Source organism: uncultured Sulfitobacter sp., from assembly GCF_947502895.1.
In the GTDB taxonomy this organism is placed as follows: Bacteria; Pseudomonadota; Alphaproteobacteria; order Rhodobacterales; family Rhodobacteraceae; genus Sulfitobacter.
The window spans coordinates 674,256-690,425 of the sequence record NZ_CANNBM010000002.1 but is presented as its reverse complement, the minus strand read 5'-3'; the positions used below and the strand labels follow the sequence as shown (position 1 = coordinate 690,425).

Sequence of the window (16,170 nt, the reverse complement as noted above, 5' to 3'; positions counted from 1 at the left end):
GCAGGGCTGAATATTGGATGCGTCGGTGGTGTTTTATGATACCGGTTGTTTTGCGCTAGGCGCCTGCTGCGAGATTGCTCCGTTCAGCAAACTGGCGATGCAGTGCGCTCTCTCTTATCCCAAAGGTCGATCCATGACAGACACAGATCAAAACGCCCCTCGACTGCATTACATATGTCAAACCTATGTGGAGGAGAGCACGGGAAAGAACAGCCCACCCGCGCTCAAAATCGACAAGCAGTTCGAATATACCACCGCCTCTGAGGCGCAAAACAGGGCCGAACGCGAGGCCCAAGCCGAGACGTGCGCAGGGGCCGATGCCTATATGATTAGCGAGGATCCAAACAGTGGCGAGGTAGACCCACCTGAATTTCTTGTCAGGATTGGCAATGTTCCCGAATTTGATGCATTCTGATCCCGAGCTGCCTGTTCGTTTATCGGGGGCCCATCGCCCCAATCTTAAATCGGAATTCTGATCGTTCCTCGATAAAGGGATGTCTAATGAAGAGCCTTTTCCTACCCGTTGTTTTCTCACTCCTCTTTGCCCAGCCACTCTTGTCGCAAGAGATGGCAACAATAGAGACCTTTGGTGGTGCATGGGATACCAGCTGGGGAGAGGTTTGGGTAACGCCCACGCAGGATGGTTATGAGGGGACCTATACCGAAGACAACGGCTTTTTCGGGCTGGAATTTGACGGTCACGTTTTTGCAGGCTTTTGGCTGGAGGATAAGTCAGACCAGCCTTGCGATGTACCGTTTGAGGGTAGCTATCATTGGGGGCGGTTAGAATTGTCCAACAGTGATACCTATCCGGGGATCGAGATGTACTGGGGCTATTGCGGCGAGGGCCGCATAGACAAAGTCTGGAAATTTTATGATCGTTTGCCCGACGGCCTGTAGGGCAGCCCAGTTCCACTCGGCCCAATCGCTATGCTCGGTTGTGATGTGAAAAGGGAGCTTGTGCGCATCGGGTTACAGCTTGCTGCCAAGCCTGCTCAGCATTGTCAGGCAGCCCTCCAGCTGATCGACAGATAGGAATTCGTCTGCCTTATGGGCCTGTTCGATAGAGCCTGGCCCGCAGACAACCACGTCCATGCCCAATGATTGAAATATGCCTGCTTCCGTTCCAAATGATACAAGCTGCACATCATTGGCACCCGTCAGTTCGGACACAATGCGCCGCGCCTCGTTTTCATCCGCAGGCACAAGGCCCGCCACCTCTGCAATGACTTCGGTTTCGATTGCCGCGTCTGGATAGACCGCGCGCATGGCGGGCAGCAGCACGCTCTCACAATAGGTTTGCAGCGTGTCTTTGACATACGCGGCATCGCTGGCCTGTACCGGCCGCATCTCCCAATCCACTCTCGCTTTGGAAGGGATCACATTATGAACCTGGCCGCCATTGAGTGCGCCAAGGTTCACTGTGCTCCATGGTGGATCAAAGCGACTGTTAGGCGGGGCGCGGGTTTTCAAATCATCGCGCAGCGCTAGCAGCCGCGAGACATAGCGTACGGCGAATTCCACCGCGTTCACGCCAAGGTCAGGGGCTGATCCGTGGCCTGCAAGCCCTTCAAAACGCGTGGTGTATTCAAAGCATCCCTTATGCCCTTCGACAATCTGCATGCTTGTCGGTTCTCCGATAATCGCAAGGGCAGGTTTGAGGGAGCGTGCAACGAGGGCTTGCGCCAGATGGCTTGCGCCGATGCAGCCTGTTTCTTCGTCATAGGTGAAGGCAAGATGCAGGGGTCTGTCGCGCACTACCTCGGCATATTGCGGGGCCATTGCGATGGTTGCCGCAATAAACCCCTTCATGTCGCAGGTGCCACGCCCGAACAATCGTCCCTCCCGCTCAACCATCTTGAACGGATCGGTCGTCCAGTCCTGATCGGCTACGGGAACAACATCGCTGTGGCCCGACAAGACGATGCCCCCGTCGCGAAGGGGGCCAAAGGTGGCAAATAGGTTCGCTTTCGCCCCTGTGTCATCCGCCAGAATATCGACCTGCGCGCCGCAGTCTTCCAAACGATTGGCAAGATAGGCAATCATGTCGCGGTTGCTGTCAGCCGAGACTGTTGGAAAGGCCACAAGGTCTGACAGGATGCGCTTGGTCTGCTCGATCATGGGATCAATTCTTCACAAATAGCTTCCGCTCGATATCGCACAGCGGTTGGGCGGGGCCGTTTTGAGGGATCAGGATCGTCTCGGTTGTCTCCAGCCCCCAATCCTCCATCCAGAGCGCGGGCATGAAGTGGAAGGTCATGCCTGGCTCAAGCACCGTCTGGTCTTCACTGCGGATAGAGGCCGTCCGCTCGCCCCAGTCCGGAGGATAGCTGAGACCAATAGCATAGCCCATGCGACCAGAGCGTTCGATCCCGTGCTTGCCCATCACGGCCATAAACGCATTGGCGATATCGCAGGTTCGGTTACCTGCGCGCGCGGCCTCCAACCCTGCGGCGATCCCTTCGATCTGGGCGGCTTCGGTGCGGCGCATTTCGTCTGACGGGGTGCCGAGAAACACAGTGCGGCACAGCGGGGCATGATATCGGCGGTAACATCCCGACAGCTCGAAAAATGTGGCCTCGCCCGCGCGCATTGGCGCGCCGTCCCATGTCAGATGGGCCGCCGTGGCGTCCAGCCCCGATGGGGTAAGCGGTACAATGGCAGGATAATCCCCCCAATCATCGCCAATGCCGGTGATGCCCGCATGTATGATATCGGCCACCAGATCGTTTTTGCGTACGCCCACATCCGCGCGCTCTATCGCTGTGCGAATTACTTTCTCGGAAATACGTGCGGCTTTGCGGATAAATCCAATCTCCGCCTCTGACTTAACCAGACGTTGCCAGTTCACCAAGGCAGTTGCATCGTGCAAAACCGCCTCGGGGAGTTCCTCCACCAGCGTGGCATGCGCTTTGGCGGAGTAATAATAGTTCTCCATCTCCACCCCGATCCGCGCCTTTTCCAGCCCCCGCTCTTTCAGCCGCTCTGCGAGGTCTTGCATGGGATGGATTTCGGTGGATTGCACAAAGTGGTCGCCGTACCCGACAATGTTCTCGTGCTGCATCCAGCACGTGCGCCTGCCGCCCATCATATCCATGTAGCGGCCCCACCATATCGGCTCTCCTTCCATGGTGAGGATGACGCCTTGATGCACATAGAATGACCAGCCGTCATAGCCCGTCAGCCATGCCTGATTGGACGGGTCCGTGACAAATATCGCGTCGAGGCCCGCGTGGGCCATAGCGGCGCGGGTTTTGGCAATTCGGCGGTCATATTCCGCGGTTTCAAATGCTGCGTTATGCGCGTTCATAGCAATGCCCCTTTCTGGTGTCAGCCTAGAACCGTAGACACAGCCCTGTGTGTCGCGGCGACAACTTCATCCGCTTCGGCGTGGGTCAGGCAGAAGGGCGGCGCAAATCCCAGAATATCGCCTTGCGGCATGGCACGGGCGATCACGCTGCTTTGCTCCAGCAGCTTGGCCGCGATCTGCGGCCCGATCTTGTCGTTTGCGTCATAGAACTGTCTGCTGTCCTTATCGGCTACAAATTCGACTGCGCACATCATGCCGGTTCCGCGGATGTCGCCCACATGGGGATGGTCGCCAAGTGCGGCGCGCATCTGTGTGTTCAGATAGGCGCCCACATCGGCTGCGTTGTCGATCAGCCCCAGCTTGTCGATCAGCGCAAGATTGGCAACGCCCGCAGCCGCCCCGATGGGGTGGGCCGAATAGGTCCAGCCATGACCGATGGGTCCGTTCTCGTCTGTGCCTTGTTCCAGCACGGCCCACATCTTTTCAGAAACAATAGAGCCTGACAGCGGCGCATAGGCAGATGTGAGGCCCTTTGCGATGGTAATCAGGTCTGGCCGCATGCCGTAGTGATCCGAGCCGAACATCGTGCCCAAGCGGCCGAAACCCGTTACCACCTCGTCTGCGACCAGCAGAATATCGTGACGCTCCAGCACAGCTTGTATCGCGGGCCAGTATCCTTCGGGGGGCGGCACCAGACCACCCGTGCCAAGCACCGGCTCGCCTATAAAGGCCGCGATGGTGTCGGCCCCTTCACGCGCAATCATCGCCTCCAGCTCTGCGACGCAATGCGCGACAAAATCACCCTCGCCCTGATCCATATCGGTGCGGCGGAAATAGTAAGGCGCCTGCGTGTGAATGACCTGCGCCAGAGGCAGATCGAACTTCTTGTGAAACAGCTCCAGCCCCGTCAGCGACCCTGTCATCAGGCCAGAGCCGTGATAGCCCCGCCAGCGCGAGATGATTTTCTTTTTCTGCGGGCGGCCCAGAATGTTATTGTAGTACCAGATCAGCTTGATGTTCGTCTCGTTCGCGTCCGATCCGGACAGGCCGAAATACACCTTCGACATCGTGTCGGGCGCGCGATCCAGCACCATTTTTGCAAGGGTAATAGATGCTTCGGTTCCGTGGCCCACATAGGAATGGTAATAGGCCAGCTCTTTGGCCTGCTCGGCTATGGCCTCGGCGATCTCCGCGCGGCCATAGCCTACGTTTACACAATATAGGCCTGCGAACGCATCAAGCATCCGGTTGCCATCGCGATCCTCTATATGACAGCCCGAGCCGCCTGTAATCACGCGCTGTGGCGCATTTCCGCGTGCGAATTCAGCAAGATGCGTTGACGGGTGAAAGAAATTTTCCCGATCCCATTGTTCGAGTTTGTCGTTGTGCAGCATGGCTGTCCCTCTGGCTAAGGCGGCGCGCCGCCTGTTGATTTGTGAAGGGAACATGCGCGGCACAGCTGGCCGATTGGCCGAAGTTGCGCGCGGACACGCTCCGCTCGCCCCGAGCAGCAGCGCGCAATGCCTTTATTGCCAAGGTGGTGAGGGAATTGAACCATGCTTAATCATTCCAGATCAACTGAAATTTCAGCAATCCTTTGACGCGGTAGGCATAGGCACGGCGGCTTTGTGTTATGTCCTATGGTTTTACGTGCGAAACGGTGTAGACAGCGGTGCAGTGATGACACAGCGAGATTGAGCGCGGCATGACGCAGGATTCTACTAAACTACGGGTCGATTTTGCCGAAGGCGCTGTTGCGCACAGGCTGCGGTTTGGCGGCGGGCGCGGGCAGGACATCGCCAAGGCGATGGGTCTACGCGCAGGTAAAACCCCCACAATCGTCGATGCAACGGCGGGTCTGGGGCGTGATGCGTTCTTGCTGGCCTCGCTGGGGGCTCAGGTCACATTGATCGAGCGGTCCGAGGTCATGCATGCGCTGCTCCAGGATGGCATGGCCCGCGCGCTGCTCGAGGGCGCCCCGTTCACTGAAATCATCGGGCGGATGACCTTGCTGAAAGGTGATGCCAAAGATCTGCTGCCACAGCTGGAGGCTGAAGCGGTTTTGATTGATCCCATGCACCCTCCGCGCAAAAAATCTGCTTTGGTAAAGCGCGAGCTGCGCCAAATTCGCGAGATTGTGGGCACGGATGAAGACGCTGCCGATCTGTTGCGCACTGCTTTGAAATACGCCCGAAACCGCGTTGTTCTGAAATGGCCTGCCAAGGCTGATCCGATCGCAGGGGTCGGCCCCTGTACCTATCAGATCAAAGGTAAATCAACACGTTACGACGTTTTTATGACTGTCTGATTGGTGCGGGGCCATGTGACATCACTGCGCCGCATCATACCCCGTCATCTCCAGATAACCGATGCCTTTATGTGAGCCGCTGACAGTTACCGGCCCCTCCCAATAAGGAACCGACAGGTCCATCCACGCATCCGTATTGATCGCTGCGACTGTTATGTCGACGTTGTGGTCTGGCACGCGGACCTGCCAGCGGGTCGGCACGTCGCGCCAGTCTAAATCCGACACCTCCAGCGGGGTCGCATCAAAGCTGCCGTTGGGCAAAGCCGTAGTCACCCCCTCTGTGGTGATCCATGTGCCAGAGGTATAATAACTGCCGTCCGACTGACGCAGGCGAAAGCCCATCAGCTTGTCGCCTGTATCAAAGGAAAGCGAGAACCAGTCCCAACCGGTTTGATCAGATGCCAGCGGCTGGGACGACCACTCGCGATCCAGCCACGCAGCGCCCGTCACGGGGACGTCCCCGTCGGGGAGTGTCAGGGTGCCGCTCAGCCTGAAAAACGGCTGCGAATAGTAATAGCTGGCTTGTCCCTGCTCGGATTTGACCGAATACCCACGCGTCCCGTGAAAAATCAGGGGGCCCTGTGCATCAAGCGTCACATCATAAGCAAAGCTGGACCCCGCAGCGCGCAGATTGAGCGTATCAAAGTCGGGGCCGCGCATGTGCCACTCATCAATCCACGCATCAAAAGGCGCTGCGGTCACGCCAGCTTGGCCCGTGCCGCCACGGGCAAACCGCTCGGATGTGTAGTGGGCTTGCGGTGTAGTGACGGCCGCGTGTCCAAGCCAGATTTGCGGGCTGTCCCAACCTTCGGTGGCATAAGGCGCCAATGCAGACCGGAACAATGTCCATTGCAGGCCGTAGGGTGTGCCGTCCGGCCCTTGCATATTGGCGGTCAGATACCACCACTCTATCCGGTATTCGGGGTGCGGCCCGTGATCTGTAGGAAAGTCAAACTGTGGATCAGGTGTAGGGTTGGCAAAGCCTGCGGCCTCGCTGCCCATACCAGCAAACCCCTGGGCGACGACAGTGCCTGGCAAGGCCCAGGCGAACAGGAGGGCAAACAGGATGGACCTAACGTTCATTGGCAAAAACCTTCAGCAAATCAGCGGGTGGGGTGCGGGCCAGTTTGCGCGCTGGCCATGCGGCTGCCAATGCGGCAGCGACCAAGGCAAACAGCCCTAGCACCGCATAGTCCCGTGGAAAAACATACATGGGCAAGCGCCAGCCAAACGCCTCTACGTTCACGACAGCCAGCAAGACCCACGCCAGCGCCAGCCCCAGCGGCAGCGCAAAAGCGGTGGTCAGGACGGCCAGCACCACCGCACGCATCAGTTCAAGCTGGCCCAGACGCGCACGTGTGATCCCCAGCGCCCAAGCAGGGGCCAGTTGTGGCATGCGCATTCCCGCAAGGGTTAGAAGGCTCATGAATATGGCAAATCCCGCCACAGTGAGCGTCAGGACATTAAGAGCCGCTGTAACGGTAAAAGTCCGCTCGAACACGGCAAGGGAAAACGCTTTGATCTGCGCTTGGTCTGTGATCGCTTGGGCAGGTAAGCCGAAAGCGGTCTGTAACGCGTTGCGGAGGGCGCTGGGATCGTCTGTGCGCAGACCAAATCTGGTCGCACGCACTTGGGGGTGAAGCTGCGCAAAAAGAGGCTCAGCGATGATTGCCTGACCTATCGGGTTGCCATAATCGCCAAAAACCCCTGCGATGGGTAAAACCGTATCAGGGGCAATAGCCAGATCATCACCCACCCAAAGCCCTGCACGGCGCGCCAATTGTTCGTTCACCAGCACAGCTTGACCTTCGGCAATACGGTCCCAAACCTTCGGACCTTCGTCAAGCAAGCCCCAGTTGTCGCGGTAGGTTGCGCCGATGCGCGCTCCATAAAGCTCGGCTGGCAAGCCTGCTAACTCGGTCTCTATTGACAAAAGCGGCAGTATTTCGCGCGCCAGCGGCGCTGCATAGGCTTCGAACGCGCGGGCCTGCTCGGTGCTTTCTGTGCTTATATAGAGTTCTGAGGCAAGGCGCTGATCCAGAAACCCTGTAAAGGTCAGCCGAAAACTGGACACCATTGTCGAGACACCGACATTGGCAGCCATGGCCAAAAGCAGCGCCATGAGTGCAAGGCTTAGCCCCGGTAGCTGTTGACGTGTGTCGGCCCAGAACCATTGGGCAGTGACCCCTTGTGCCGCCTTGGCTGCCATATGCAGCGCACCGTCCAGCAGCAGCGGCAGGGCCAGTGCCGCGCCGATCAGCAGGCAGGCAAGTAGCGCAAAGCCCATAAGCAACCCCTGACCAAAGATACTAAACACGAGCGCCAGTAAAAGAAGCATCACGCTGATTGCCATCTGCGCGCGCCGCATCCGGCCACGCGCCATGCCCCACGCGCGCGGTTGTGCGCTGGCCAGCAGCGGCATCCGCGCAACTGACACAAGCGCCCCTGTGGCTGCAATGGCAGCGCCCAACACCGATATGGCTAGCCCTGACAGCCACCATGCAGGCCGCAACTGCAACGTGCCCGACACCTGTGCGCCGTAGAGCCCTTTGAGCGTGGCAGCCACATCAGGCAACAGGGTCGCCGCTACAAAATATCCTAGTAAAACGCCCAAGACGCCGCCTGCCAGCGCCAATACCAGCAGTTCTGCCGCCATCAGCACGATCAGACGGCGCAACGGCATTCCCAAGGCGCGCAACGTCCGCACCATTGCGCGACGCTGCTCGAACGCGAGGCCGATTGCACCGTGCACAATGAAAATCCCCACGGCAAAGCTGAGCAGTCCAAAGGCGGTAAGGTTGAGGTGAAAGCTGTCTGTCAGCCGTGCCACATCCGATCCACCCTGTGCGGTGCGGCGCATGAGTTCTGGTGCGATACTGGCCAAAGGCGGCCGACCGATTGGTTGCTCTGCGGCCACGATCAACCGGCTTAGCTTGCCTTGCGCATCCAGCAGACGCTGGGCGACAAAAATATCTGTGATCGCTGTGTCGGGGGCGATGGTGGGTTCGATCACAACAGGCGCGTCGATGAACCCCTCCAGCTTTGCCGCCGTCTCGGCATTGGCGAAAACAGGGCGCTCGGACAGAAAATCGGGCAGGCTCATCCCGCCGCCACCGCCTAGTGGCCCCATGCCTCCGGGTGCGGTCAGCGGATCAATCCCCACCAGACGTACCTGCGCAAGCGGTCCGCCGACCTGTCCTTCAATCACTGGCCCTACCAGCCAGCCAGCACGGCGCAGGGCAACAAAGCTGGCCTCGTCAATCTGCGCGCCAGAGGACGGGAGCAGTTGGTCGTATTGCCCTTCGCCCAAGGTCGCGGCCGCGGCATCATAGCTTGCGCGCGCCTCTGCATTTACGGCTTGCACGCCAGACCAAAGCGCAGTGGCCAGCGCCAACCCAGCGATCAGCGTAAACAGCTGCAACGGATTGCGCCGCCAATGCGACCAAAGTGCGCAAAGCCCTGCGTGTGTCACGCAAGCACCCCCTGACGCAGGTGCAAACGCCGCTCCATACGATCTGCCAGCCGCGGGGAATGTGTGACCATGACCAGCGCGGCCCCTGTCTGGGTGACCAGCGCAAGCATCTCGTCCATCACTTGCGCCGCCGTTTCTTCGTCGAGATTGCCAGTCGGCTCATCAGCAAGGATCAGCTTGGGCTTGGCTGCCAGCGCCCGCGCTATTGCGACCCGCTGCTGTTGGCCGCCTGACAGTTGATCGGGATATTTCTTCAGGTGCGCTGTCAGCCCCAAAGCATCACAGAGCGTTTCGGCTGCCCCCTTGTCATAAGCACCTGCCAATCTGGCCTGAAAAGCAATATTCGCTGCCACATCAAGCGACGGAATCAGATTGAACTGCTGAAAGACAATCCCGACACAGTGGCGGCGCAACGCCGCACGACCCGTATCGTCCAGTTGTGTCACGTCTTGTCCGTCCAATATCACGCTGCCCGCATCTGCGGTATCCAATCCTCCGATCAGGTGCAGCAAGGTGCTTTTGCCTGATCCGCTCTCGCCGGTCAGGGCCAATGTGTCGCCTGCGGCCACATGCATGTCGATGCCGCGCAGAACTGGCACCTTCCCTGTAGCGGTTTCATAGGATTTCTCGACAGCCTTCACTTCTAACAGCATCGCAAACTCCGTTGTTGTTCCAAACCTATCGCACACAAGCGCGATGACCAGCGGCATCTGGCATTTGGAACGGGCCATTTGTCGCGCCAATGCTGGTCAGCGCGGCAATTGCGGCTAGATCATCAAGCACGCAAAAGAAGGGGGCAGCATGGGATTGCTCAGAAACGCAAGTCTGGCCGCTGCTCTGGTGGCAGGCCCGCTCGCCGCGCAAGGAAATATGATGAAATTATCGCCTGACTGGGAATACGTAGCCGATACCGTGATGGGCGGCGTCTCGGAGGGACAGCTGAGCGTTATGGAAGTTGAAAGTGGCACTGTTACGCGGCTGCACGGCACGGTTTCGCTGGACAACAATGGCGGGTTTATCCAGATGGCGTTTGATCTGGCCGATGGTGCTGTTTTTGACGCCTCAGAATGGCAGGGTATTGAGCTGACCTTTCAGGGCAACAGCAACACGTATGAAATCCGCTTGCGCACAGATCAATTGCAGCGACCCTGGCAGTCCTACCGTGCCATAATCGAGACAACTTCCGAATGGCAAACCCTGCGGCTGCCATGGACTTCTTTTGCCCCGCACAGAACGGAAGCGCCTTTTGATCCGGCGCGGCTGCGGCGCATTGGTGTGCTGGCAATCGGAGCCGAGATGGTTGCGGATGTATCGGTAGCTGAAATTGGCTTCTACCGTTGAGTATCTCAAGCAAGCCAGCAGGCCTTAAACCCGAGGCAATCAGTGACATCATCCAGATGGCGCTCAGCGATCACGTGCCGTTTGCAACGATCAAGGCTGAATATGGCCTGTCTGAAAAAGAGGTCCAAGCCCTGATGCGTCGCGAATTGAAGGCTGGCAGTTACCGTGCATGGCGCAAACGTGTGCACGCTTTTGGCACCCGCCGCGAGCAATACAAATGAGCGATCCGCGTGAGAAGGGTCTTTCCGTTCCGGCAAGCCGCTTGGGCAGGCTGACGCGGCTCGGTTCTATGACCGCGGGGGTTGCGGGCAACATGGCGCTGGGCGGTATGGCGCAGCTGGGGCGGGGGCAACGGCCTGATTGGCGCGGCCTGCTGTTGACCCCTGCCAATGTCACACGGATCGCTGATCAGCTGGCCAAGATGCGGGGTGCGGCGATGAAGATCGGGCAGCTTGTTTCGATGGATACGGGCGATGTGTTGCCGCCCGAACTGGCACAGATCATGGGGCGGCTGCGTGATGACGCACATTTCATGCCGCCTTCACAGCTCAAGAAACTGCTTGGCAGCCAGTGGCCCGATGGGTGGCTGCGCCAGTTTGCGCGCTTTGATGTGCGCCCCATCGCTGCTGCCTCTATCGGTCAGGTGCACCGCGCCCAGTTGCGCGACGGGCGCGATTTGGCGATCAAGGTGCAGTACCCCGGCGTTGCGCAAAGCATCGACAGCGATGTGGCAAATGTGGGCAGTCTGATCAAGATGTCGGGGATGCTGCCCAAGGGGTTTCTGATCGACCCATATCTGGCAGAAGCGACCCAGCAGCTGCATGAGGAAACCGACTATCTGCGCGAAGCCGATTGCCTGAACCGTTTCCGTAAACTGCTGGCGGGGGTCGAAGGATTCGTGTTGCCCGCTGTCCACGAGGACTGGAGCACGCAGACAATTCTGGCGATGGATTTCATCGAGGGCCGCCCGATTGAAGAGGCCGTTGAGCAAGATCAAACACAACGCGATCTGATTATGCGGCGCCTCGTTGATTTGACGCTAAAAGAATTGTTTGATTTCAAGTTAATGCAGAGCGATCCTAATTTCGCAAATTATCGTTATGATCCGATCAGTAGCGAGATTATCTTGCTTGATTTCGGCGCAACGAGAGAGATTTCTGATGATATATCAGAGCTTTATCGCCTGATGTTTGGAGCGGGATTGCAGCAGGATCATAAATCACTTGAAGAACTATGTGTAACCATAGGATTCATAAATAAAAATACACCAAAAAACCATCGAGAACAGGTGATGGAAATGATCCACCTCGCCTTTGAGGGATTGCGTGTGCCTATGTTCGATTTCGCGGATACCACGCTGACCCAGCGAATACAGGCGATGGGGGAAACGCTGGCCCGCGACGGGTTTGTCCCGCCTGCTGTGCCGATGGATGTCTTATATCTCCAACGCAAATTCGGGGGCATGTTCCTGCTTGGCGCACGGTTGCGCGCCAAGCTTCCTGTGGCGGATATGCTGGCCCCTTACATCGAGGGTTAAGGCGCTATCTAGCTCTTTTTCGTGTCGTCGATCACGTTCATTCCAGCCAGTCCCGAGTTGCCCAGATCAACGCCGGCAAAGGGGCCGCCGTGGCACATATGGTTGGGGTCGTGCGGGTCCATCTGCGGCTCATTGGCCAGAACCTCCTCCGCGAATTGCTCGGCGTTGTCTTTGGGCCGATAGCCCAGAAAGCTGGCCTTGGAGTTATCAACAGGCGCACGGTCATTATTGCTGACGCCATAGATGATAGCAAAGCCCGTGACAGGCGTCTCGATGCAGCGTGTCACGAGCTGGATCAAATCATCATAGCTGAGCCATGAGCCAAGCGCGCGGGCGTTGTTGACCTGTGCGCAAGACAGAATCCGCATGTGCACACTCTCCAACCCGCGCTTTTCCCAATACATCCTGCCCAGATCTTCGGTAAAGCACTTTGCCAGCCCGTAGAACGTATCGGGGCGATGGGCCACCTCTGTGTCGATGAACTCGTTCTTGGGGTACATGCCGACCGCATGGATGGATGAGCCATAGACCACGCGCCGCACCCCGTGGCGTGAGGCGGCCTCCCAGACATTGTAGGAACCGACAAAGTTCGGGCCCAGCAGTTGCTCGAACGGGCCTTCGTCCACAAACGCGCCCATGTGGATCACCATCTCGGCGCCCTCAATCACGCTGTTCATCGCGTCAAAATCCGCCAGATCCGCCTGCACATACGCCTCTCCCGGATACAGCTTGTCGGGGGCTTCTTTGATATCGGTGGAAACAAGCGTGTCGCACAGTTTTGTGAGCGGTTCGCGAAGGTATGAGCCGAGGCGGCCTGCAGCCCCTGTCAGAACGATTTTACCAAGTTTTTTTGCCATGTGGCGGCGCCTTTCTATGGGGGTTATGTGAGGTTTGTTTTGACGTCACTCAGCAGGGCGTCTGCGGCGCGGGCCAAAAGCGTTGTATCAGTGCCGCAGGCGACAAATGTAAATCCATCGTTGAGAAGTTGTGTCGCAAATCCGGCGTCGTTGACCAAAGTGCCAACGGCAACTCCTTGCGCAATGAGCCGCGCAGCACACGGGCGGATCAGGTTCCAGACTTCATCGTCCAAGGGTTTGCCCAGCCTGCCGATGTCTGCCGCGATATCGGCAGGGCCAAAGAACACCCCATGCACGCCATCTACGTTTGCGATTGCTTCGGCATTTTCGATAGCTTGGCGGGATTCGAGTTGTAGGAGTACCGTTGTCTCGCCCTCGACGCGGCTGATGTAATCGGGAATGCGGCCAAAGCGGTTGGCGCGGGTAGCACCGGAAAATCCGCGCACACCGTGCGGCGGATATCGGGTGGCGGCCACGGCGGCTTGTGCTTCTTCAACAGTGTTGATCATAGGGAAAAGCAACCCGCGCGCGCCCAGATCCAACAAGCGCTTGACGCAGACAGGGTCATTCCATTCGGGCCGCACAATGGCAGTGGTCTGCGTCGCGGCAAAGGCCTGTAGCTGGCCTAGAACTGTGAAGTAATCGTTGGGGGTATGCTCCATGTCGACCAGCGCCCAATCATACCCCGCAGGTGCGGTTACTTCGGCAGCAAAGGGACTGGACAGGCTGATCCATAGGCCGACTTGCTTTTGCTTTTTGCGCAGGGCATGGGTGAATTGGTTGTCAGGATATTCCATTCAGTGCCTCTTCGTTGGGTTTCTGGATTGTCTTTATGTGATTTAATTTGGCGCTTTACTGTGCAAAACTGCTCAATAGTTATCCGATTCCAATATTTCCGGGTGTTTATCCATAAGTCTCATGTATCTACAGCTGGATGTCATAAGTGATCCAGCCAGTCCGCGTCGCGACGCGGTCATAGAGGCTGCGTGCGCGGTAATTGTCATCGGCCGTGATCCAGCGAATAACTGCCCATCCTTTGGCGCGGCCCTCTGCACTGACAGCATCTATCAGACCTTGCGCGGCTCCGCTGCCACGGGCAGCCGGATCAACAAAGAGATCGTCGAGAAAGCCTTTCACATTCGCGCTGAGCGGGGAGTAGAAGGGGCGGTAATGAGTAAAGCCGATCAATGTGCCGTCCTGCTCGGCGACAAAGCCGTTCACCTCGTTTTCCGCATCATGCAGCCAGCCCCACACCCGCGCGCGCATTTCGGCGGTCTGCTCTACCTGATAGAATTTGGCGTAACCCTGATAGAGTGCCTCCCACGCGGGGCGGTCGTCGGGCGAAACGGGGCGGATTGTAAGGGGCATATAGGTGTCCTATTCTGTGTATTTCAGATAACGGCAGTTTCGACAAAAGTTGCGTCTCGCTCGACGCGGTTCACGTCGAACACGCTCAGATCGAGCGAGCGGTACATATCATAAGCAATTAGTTCGGCCACGCCGCGGCCCATGGCGGGGGACTGTTGCAAGCCGTGGCCGGAAAACCCGTTGACGAAGATAAAGTTCGGACAGCTCTGGGCGCGGCCGACCAGCGCGTTCTGGTCGAAGGTGTTATAGGCATAGTGGCCGACCCACTCGTTGATGACTTTGATCGCCTCGAACTGGGGAATGCGGGCGGCAATAGTCGGCCATACCTTTTCCTCCCACAGGGAGTGGTCAAAGGCAAAGTCGTCATAGGCCACATCCACATCATGATCTGGCGGACAACCTGCCAGATAGTATTTGCCTTCACTGCGAAAATGTACGCCCGACGGGTCAATCGTCAGCGGCAGATCGCGGTCCAGTGGATGCGCGGCGTCAAAGACGTATGTATAGCGTTTGCGCGGCACCACGGGCAGGTCAAGCCCCGCCATCGCCGCCGTTGCCTTCGCCCGCGGGCCGCTGGCGTTGACGACAGTGCCGCAGGCAATTTGGGTGCCACAGGCCAGTGTCACGCTTTGTACAGTATCACCTGTACGGGTCATTGCGGTGACTTCGTTGTGTACATATTCGGCCCCGTTGGCGCGCGCACTGCGTTTGAACCAGTCAAACATCGTACCCCCGTCAAAATACCCCTCGTCCACCAGATTGTGATTGCCGGCGATGATGTCGTCCAGTTGGTAGAACGGATAGCTTTGTGCAATCTCGTCGCGGCTCATGTGTTTGGTTGCGGCCCCGAGGCTGTGCTGGATTTTTTGGGCTTGTCGCAAATCTTCGGTGAATTCAGGTGTGTCGGCCAGATACATGTAGCCATAGCTTTGCAGCGTCAGGTGCGGGACTGTTTCATCTCCGCCCATGAAGTCACGGAAATTGTGAATGTACTCTGCGCCAAACTGGCTTACGGCGATGTTCGTCGGGTTGCTGAACTGCTGGCGGATGCAGCTGTTGGTATGGGATGTCGAGGCGAAACTGTAGGTCGGGTCACGCTCGACGACCAAAACCGTGCCATCAAAGCCTGTTATCTGGCTCAGCCACCAAGCAACGGCCGAGCCATAGATGGCACCACCGACAATCACTACATCATAGCTGGCGCGGGAAGGGGTCTGCATGTGCTGTCTCTCTGCTGAAAAATCTCGGCGTACGATAATCACAGCGCCTGCGCCTTGCCCAGAGGCTTGTCGCGCAAGGGCGGGTTGCGTGGAAAGGGTTAGGGCGCAAAGGGTTGGGCAATGGCGCGGGCCACCATTTCCAACCTGTCTTGGCCATAAAACATATCCCCGCGTATAAAGTATGCGGGCGAGCCAAAGACATTGCGGTCAATCGCTTCTTGGGTGTTGGCGTCATGTTGCCGCTGAACGCTGTCCGACAAAGCCGCCTCAATCAACTCGGGGCCGTTTTCGCTGCATGCCGTGGCAAGCGCCAGCAACGTGTCAGGGTCCGCGATATCCGCATCATCGCGCCAATGCGCCTGCAAAATGGCAAAGCTGATGCGGTCGGGATCACTTGCCGCGATGATCATGCCATTGGCCAAGGCAAGCGGATTGTCGTGAAAGGTGGGGCGGAAATCGAGGATCGGCAGGTCACGCCATTGCGCCCAGCGGCTGAGCTCACGGCCAAAAAAGTAGTCGATATGGGCGGCGCTGCGTTTCTTGAAACCCGTAGCACCAGCGGCGTTGATAACAGGGTGGAAATCAAACGGGCGATGCACGATGCGCCATCCTGTGGCTTGGGAAATCCGCGCCAGTTCTTTCGCGCCCAGATAGGCATAGGCCGAATGGGCCGAGTAAAAATATTCGATCACTTTATCGGACATACGGTTTCCTTTGATGACTGTTCAAGTTTGTCTGGACCGGTCTGCGGGTTTGC

17 protein-coding genes are annotated in these 16,170 nt (G+C 57.9%); 6 read left to right on the top strand and 11 right to left on the bottom strand.

All coding sequences use genetic code 11. The annotated features are described in order from the left end of the window. Positions 1–133: 133 nt before the first annotated feature. Together Q0903_RS11350 and Q0903_RS11345 are read left to right on the top strand one after the other, a co-directional pair. Positions 134–415 carry a hypothetical protein gene (locus Q0903_RS11350; RefSeq protein ID WP_299028584.1) on the top strand — a complete coding sequence of 94 codons (282 nt, stop codon included), beginning with the start codon at positions 134–136 and terminating at the stop codon, positions 413–415. A gap of 86 nt (positions 416–501) precedes the next feature. Beyond that, positions 502–900, top strand: coding sequence for a hypothetical protein (locus Q0903_RS11345; RefSeq protein WP_299415299.1), 399 nt, complete (start codon positions 502–504; stop codon positions 898–900). 72 nt (positions 901–972) lie between these two features. Here the strand turns inward: Q0903_RS11345 and argE are convergent, their stop codons facing one another. From argE to Q0903_RS11330, 3 genes are read right to left on the bottom strand one after another with little or no spacing between them, the layout of a single operon-like run. Beyond that, complete coding sequence (argE, locus tag Q0903_RS11340) at positions 973–2,121, bottom strand: acetylornithine deacetylase (RefSeq protein WP_299415297.1); 1,149 nt, start codon at positions 2,119–2,121, stop codon at positions 973–975. Between the two features lie 4 nt (positions 2,122–2,125). Continuing rightward, the gene (locus Q0903_RS11335) at positions 2,126–3,310 is read right to left on the bottom strand and encodes a M24 family metallopeptidase (RefSeq protein ID WP_299415295.1); all 1,185 of its coding nucleotides are present in this window, start codon (positions 3,308–3,310) and stop codon (positions 2,126–2,128) included. Positions 3,311–3,330: 20 nt separating this feature from the next. Continuing rightward, on the bottom strand, positions 3,331–4,704 hold the full coding sequence (locus Q0903_RS11330; RefSeq protein WP_299415292.1) for an aspartate aminotransferase family protein: 1,374 nt from the start codon (positions 4,702–4,704) through the stop codon (positions 3,331–3,333). Positions 4,705–5,015: 311 nt separating this feature from the next. On the opposite strand from Q0903_RS11330, the gene Q0903_RS11325 reads away from it, so the two are divergent. Then, positions 5,016–5,618: a class I SAM-dependent methyltransferase gene (locus tag Q0903_RS11325; protein WP_299415289.1), complete on the top strand. Its 603-nt coding sequence runs from the start codon at positions 5,016–5,018 to the stop codon at positions 5,616–5,618. A 21-nt stretch (positions 5,619–5,639) separates the two neighbouring features. Here the strand turns inward: Q0903_RS11325 and Q0903_RS11320 are convergent, their stop codons facing one another. The 3 genes from Q0903_RS11320 to Q0903_RS11310 are packed head-to-tail and all read right to left on the bottom strand — an operon-like array spanning position 5,640 to position 9,743. Next, positions 5,640–6,701, bottom strand: a complete 1,062-nt coding sequence (locus Q0903_RS11320) for a lipocalin-like domain-containing protein (RefSeq protein ID WP_299415287.1) — start codon at positions 6,699–6,701, stop codon at positions 5,640–5,642. Further along, positions 6,691–9,090 carry an ABC transporter permease gene (locus Q0903_RS11315; protein WP_299415284.1) on the bottom strand — a complete coding sequence of 800 codons (2,400 nt, stop codon included), beginning with the start codon at positions 9,088–9,090 and terminating at the stop codon, positions 6,691–6,693. Before Q0903_RS11315 ends, Q0903_RS11320 begins: the two co-directional genes overlap by 11 nt. Then, on the bottom strand, positions 9,087–9,743 hold the full coding sequence (locus Q0903_RS11310; RefSeq protein ID WP_299416064.1) for an ABC transporter ATP-binding protein: 657 nt from the start codon (positions 9,741–9,743) through the stop codon (positions 9,087–9,089). Before Q0903_RS11310 ends, Q0903_RS11315 begins: the two co-directional genes overlap by 4 nt. Before the next feature lie 148 nt (positions 9,744–9,891). Between Q0903_RS11310 and Q0903_RS11305 the strand changes: the two genes are divergently transcribed. The 3 genes from Q0903_RS11305 to Q0903_RS11295 are packed head-to-tail and all read left to right on the top strand — an operon-like array spanning position 9,892 to position 11,968. Further along, on the top strand, positions 9,892–10,431 hold the full coding sequence (locus Q0903_RS11305; protein WP_366141494.1) for a CIA30 family protein: 540 nt from the start codon (positions 9,892–9,894) through the stop codon (positions 10,429–10,431). Between the two features lie 2 nt (positions 10,432–10,433). Then, a complete protein-coding gene (locus tag Q0903_RS11300) occupies positions 10,434–10,652 on the top strand; it encodes a TIGR03643 family protein (protein WP_299416059.1) in 219 nt (72 codons plus the stop codon). Beyond that, positions 10,649–11,968 (top strand): AarF/ABC1/UbiB kinase family protein, encoded by a 1,320-nt coding sequence (locus tag Q0903_RS11295; protein ID WP_299415281.1) that lies wholly within the window; start codon positions 10,649–10,651, stop codon positions 11,966–11,968. The genes Q0903_RS11300 and Q0903_RS11295 overlap by 4 nt, the downstream gene beginning before the upstream one ends. An 8-nt stretch (positions 11,969–11,976) precedes the next feature. On the opposite strand, the gene Q0903_RS11290 is transcribed toward Q0903_RS11295, so the two are convergent. From Q0903_RS11290 to Q0903_RS11270, 5 genes are all read right to left on the bottom strand, one after another. Continuing rightward, positions 11,977–12,825: an NAD(P)-dependent oxidoreductase gene (locus Q0903_RS11290; protein WP_299415278.1), complete on the bottom strand. Its 849-nt coding sequence runs from the start codon at positions 12,823–12,825 to the stop codon at positions 11,977–11,979. A 23-nt stretch (positions 12,826–12,848) separates the two neighbouring features. Then, positions 12,849–13,622 (bottom strand): aldolase/citrate lyase family protein, encoded by a 774-nt coding sequence (locus tag Q0903_RS11285; RefSeq protein ID WP_299415275.1) that lies wholly within the window; start codon positions 13,620–13,622, stop codon positions 12,849–12,851. A 127-nt stretch (positions 13,623–13,749) separates the two neighbouring features. After that, positions 13,750–14,193, bottom strand: coding sequence for a GNAT family N-acetyltransferase (locus Q0903_RS11280; RefSeq protein ID WP_299028615.1), 444 nt, complete (start codon positions 14,191–14,193; stop codon positions 13,750–13,752). 23 nt (positions 14,194–14,216) lie between these two features. Then, a complete protein-coding gene (locus Q0903_RS11275) occupies positions 14,217–15,413 on the bottom strand; it encodes an FAD-binding oxidoreductase (protein WP_299415272.1) in 1,197 nt (398 codons plus the stop codon). Between the two features lie 98 nt (positions 15,414–15,511). After that, a complete protein-coding gene (locus Q0903_RS11270) occupies positions 15,512–16,117 on the bottom strand; it encodes a DsbA family protein (protein ID WP_299415269.1) in 606 nt (201 codons plus the stop codon). Positions 16,118–16,170: the final 53 nt, after the last annotated feature.

Coding starts and splice junctions, on each gene's coding strand:
- Q0903_RS11350 (WP_299028584.1), top strand. CDS start 134: ATGACAGACACAGATCAAAACGCCCCTCGACTGCATTACATATGTCAA.
- Q0903_RS11345 (WP_299415299.1), top strand. CDS start 502: ATGAAGAGCCTTTTCCTACCCGTTGTTTTCTCACTCCTCTTTGCCCAG.
- argE (WP_299415297.1), bottom strand. CDS start 2,121: ATGATCGAGCAGACCAAGCGCATCCTGTCAGACCTTGTGGCCTTTCCA.
- Q0903_RS11335 (WP_299415295.1), bottom strand. CDS start 3,310: ATGAACGCGCATAACGCAGCATTTGAAACCGCGGAATATGACCGCCGA.
- Q0903_RS11330 (WP_299415292.1), bottom strand. CDS start 4,704: ATGCTGCACAACGACAAACTCGAACAATGGGATCGGGAAAATTTCTTT.
- Q0903_RS11325 (WP_299415289.1), top strand. CDS start 5,016: ATGACGCAGGATTCTACTAAACTACGGGTCGATTTTGCCGAAGGCGCT.
- Q0903_RS11320 (WP_299415287.1), bottom strand. CDS start 6,701: ATGAACGTTAGGTCCATCCTGTTTGCCCTCCTGTTCGCCTGGGCCTTG.
- Q0903_RS11310 (WP_299416064.1), bottom strand. CDS start 9,743: ATGCTGTTAGAAGTGAAGGCTGTCGAGAAATCCTATGAAACCGCTACA.
- Q0903_RS11305 (WP_366141494.1), top strand. CDS start 9,892: ATGGGATTGCTCAGAAACGCAAGTCTGGCCGCTGCTCTGGTGGCAGGC.
- Q0903_RS11295 (WP_299415281.1), top strand. CDS start 10,649: ATGAGCGATCCGCGTGAGAAGGGTCTTTCCGTTCCGGCAAGCCGCTTG.
- Q0903_RS11290 (WP_299415278.1), bottom strand. CDS start 12,825: ATGGCAAAAAAACTTGGTAAAATCGTTCTGACAGGGGCTGCAGGCCGC.
- Q0903_RS11285 (WP_299415275.1), bottom strand. CDS start 13,622: ATGGAATATCCTGACAACCAATTCACCCATGCCCTGCGCAAAAAGCAA.
- Q0903_RS11280 (WP_299028615.1), bottom strand. CDS start 14,193: ATGCCCCTTACAATCCGCCCCGTTTCGCCCGACGACCGCCCCGCGTGG.
- Q0903_RS11275 (WP_299415272.1), bottom strand. CDS start 15,413: ATGCAGACCCCTTCCCGCGCCAGCTATGATGTAGTGATTGTCGGTGGT.
- Q0903_RS11270 (WP_299415269.1), bottom strand. CDS start 16,117: ATGTCCGATAAAGTGATCGAATATTTTTACTCGGCCCATTCGGCCTAT.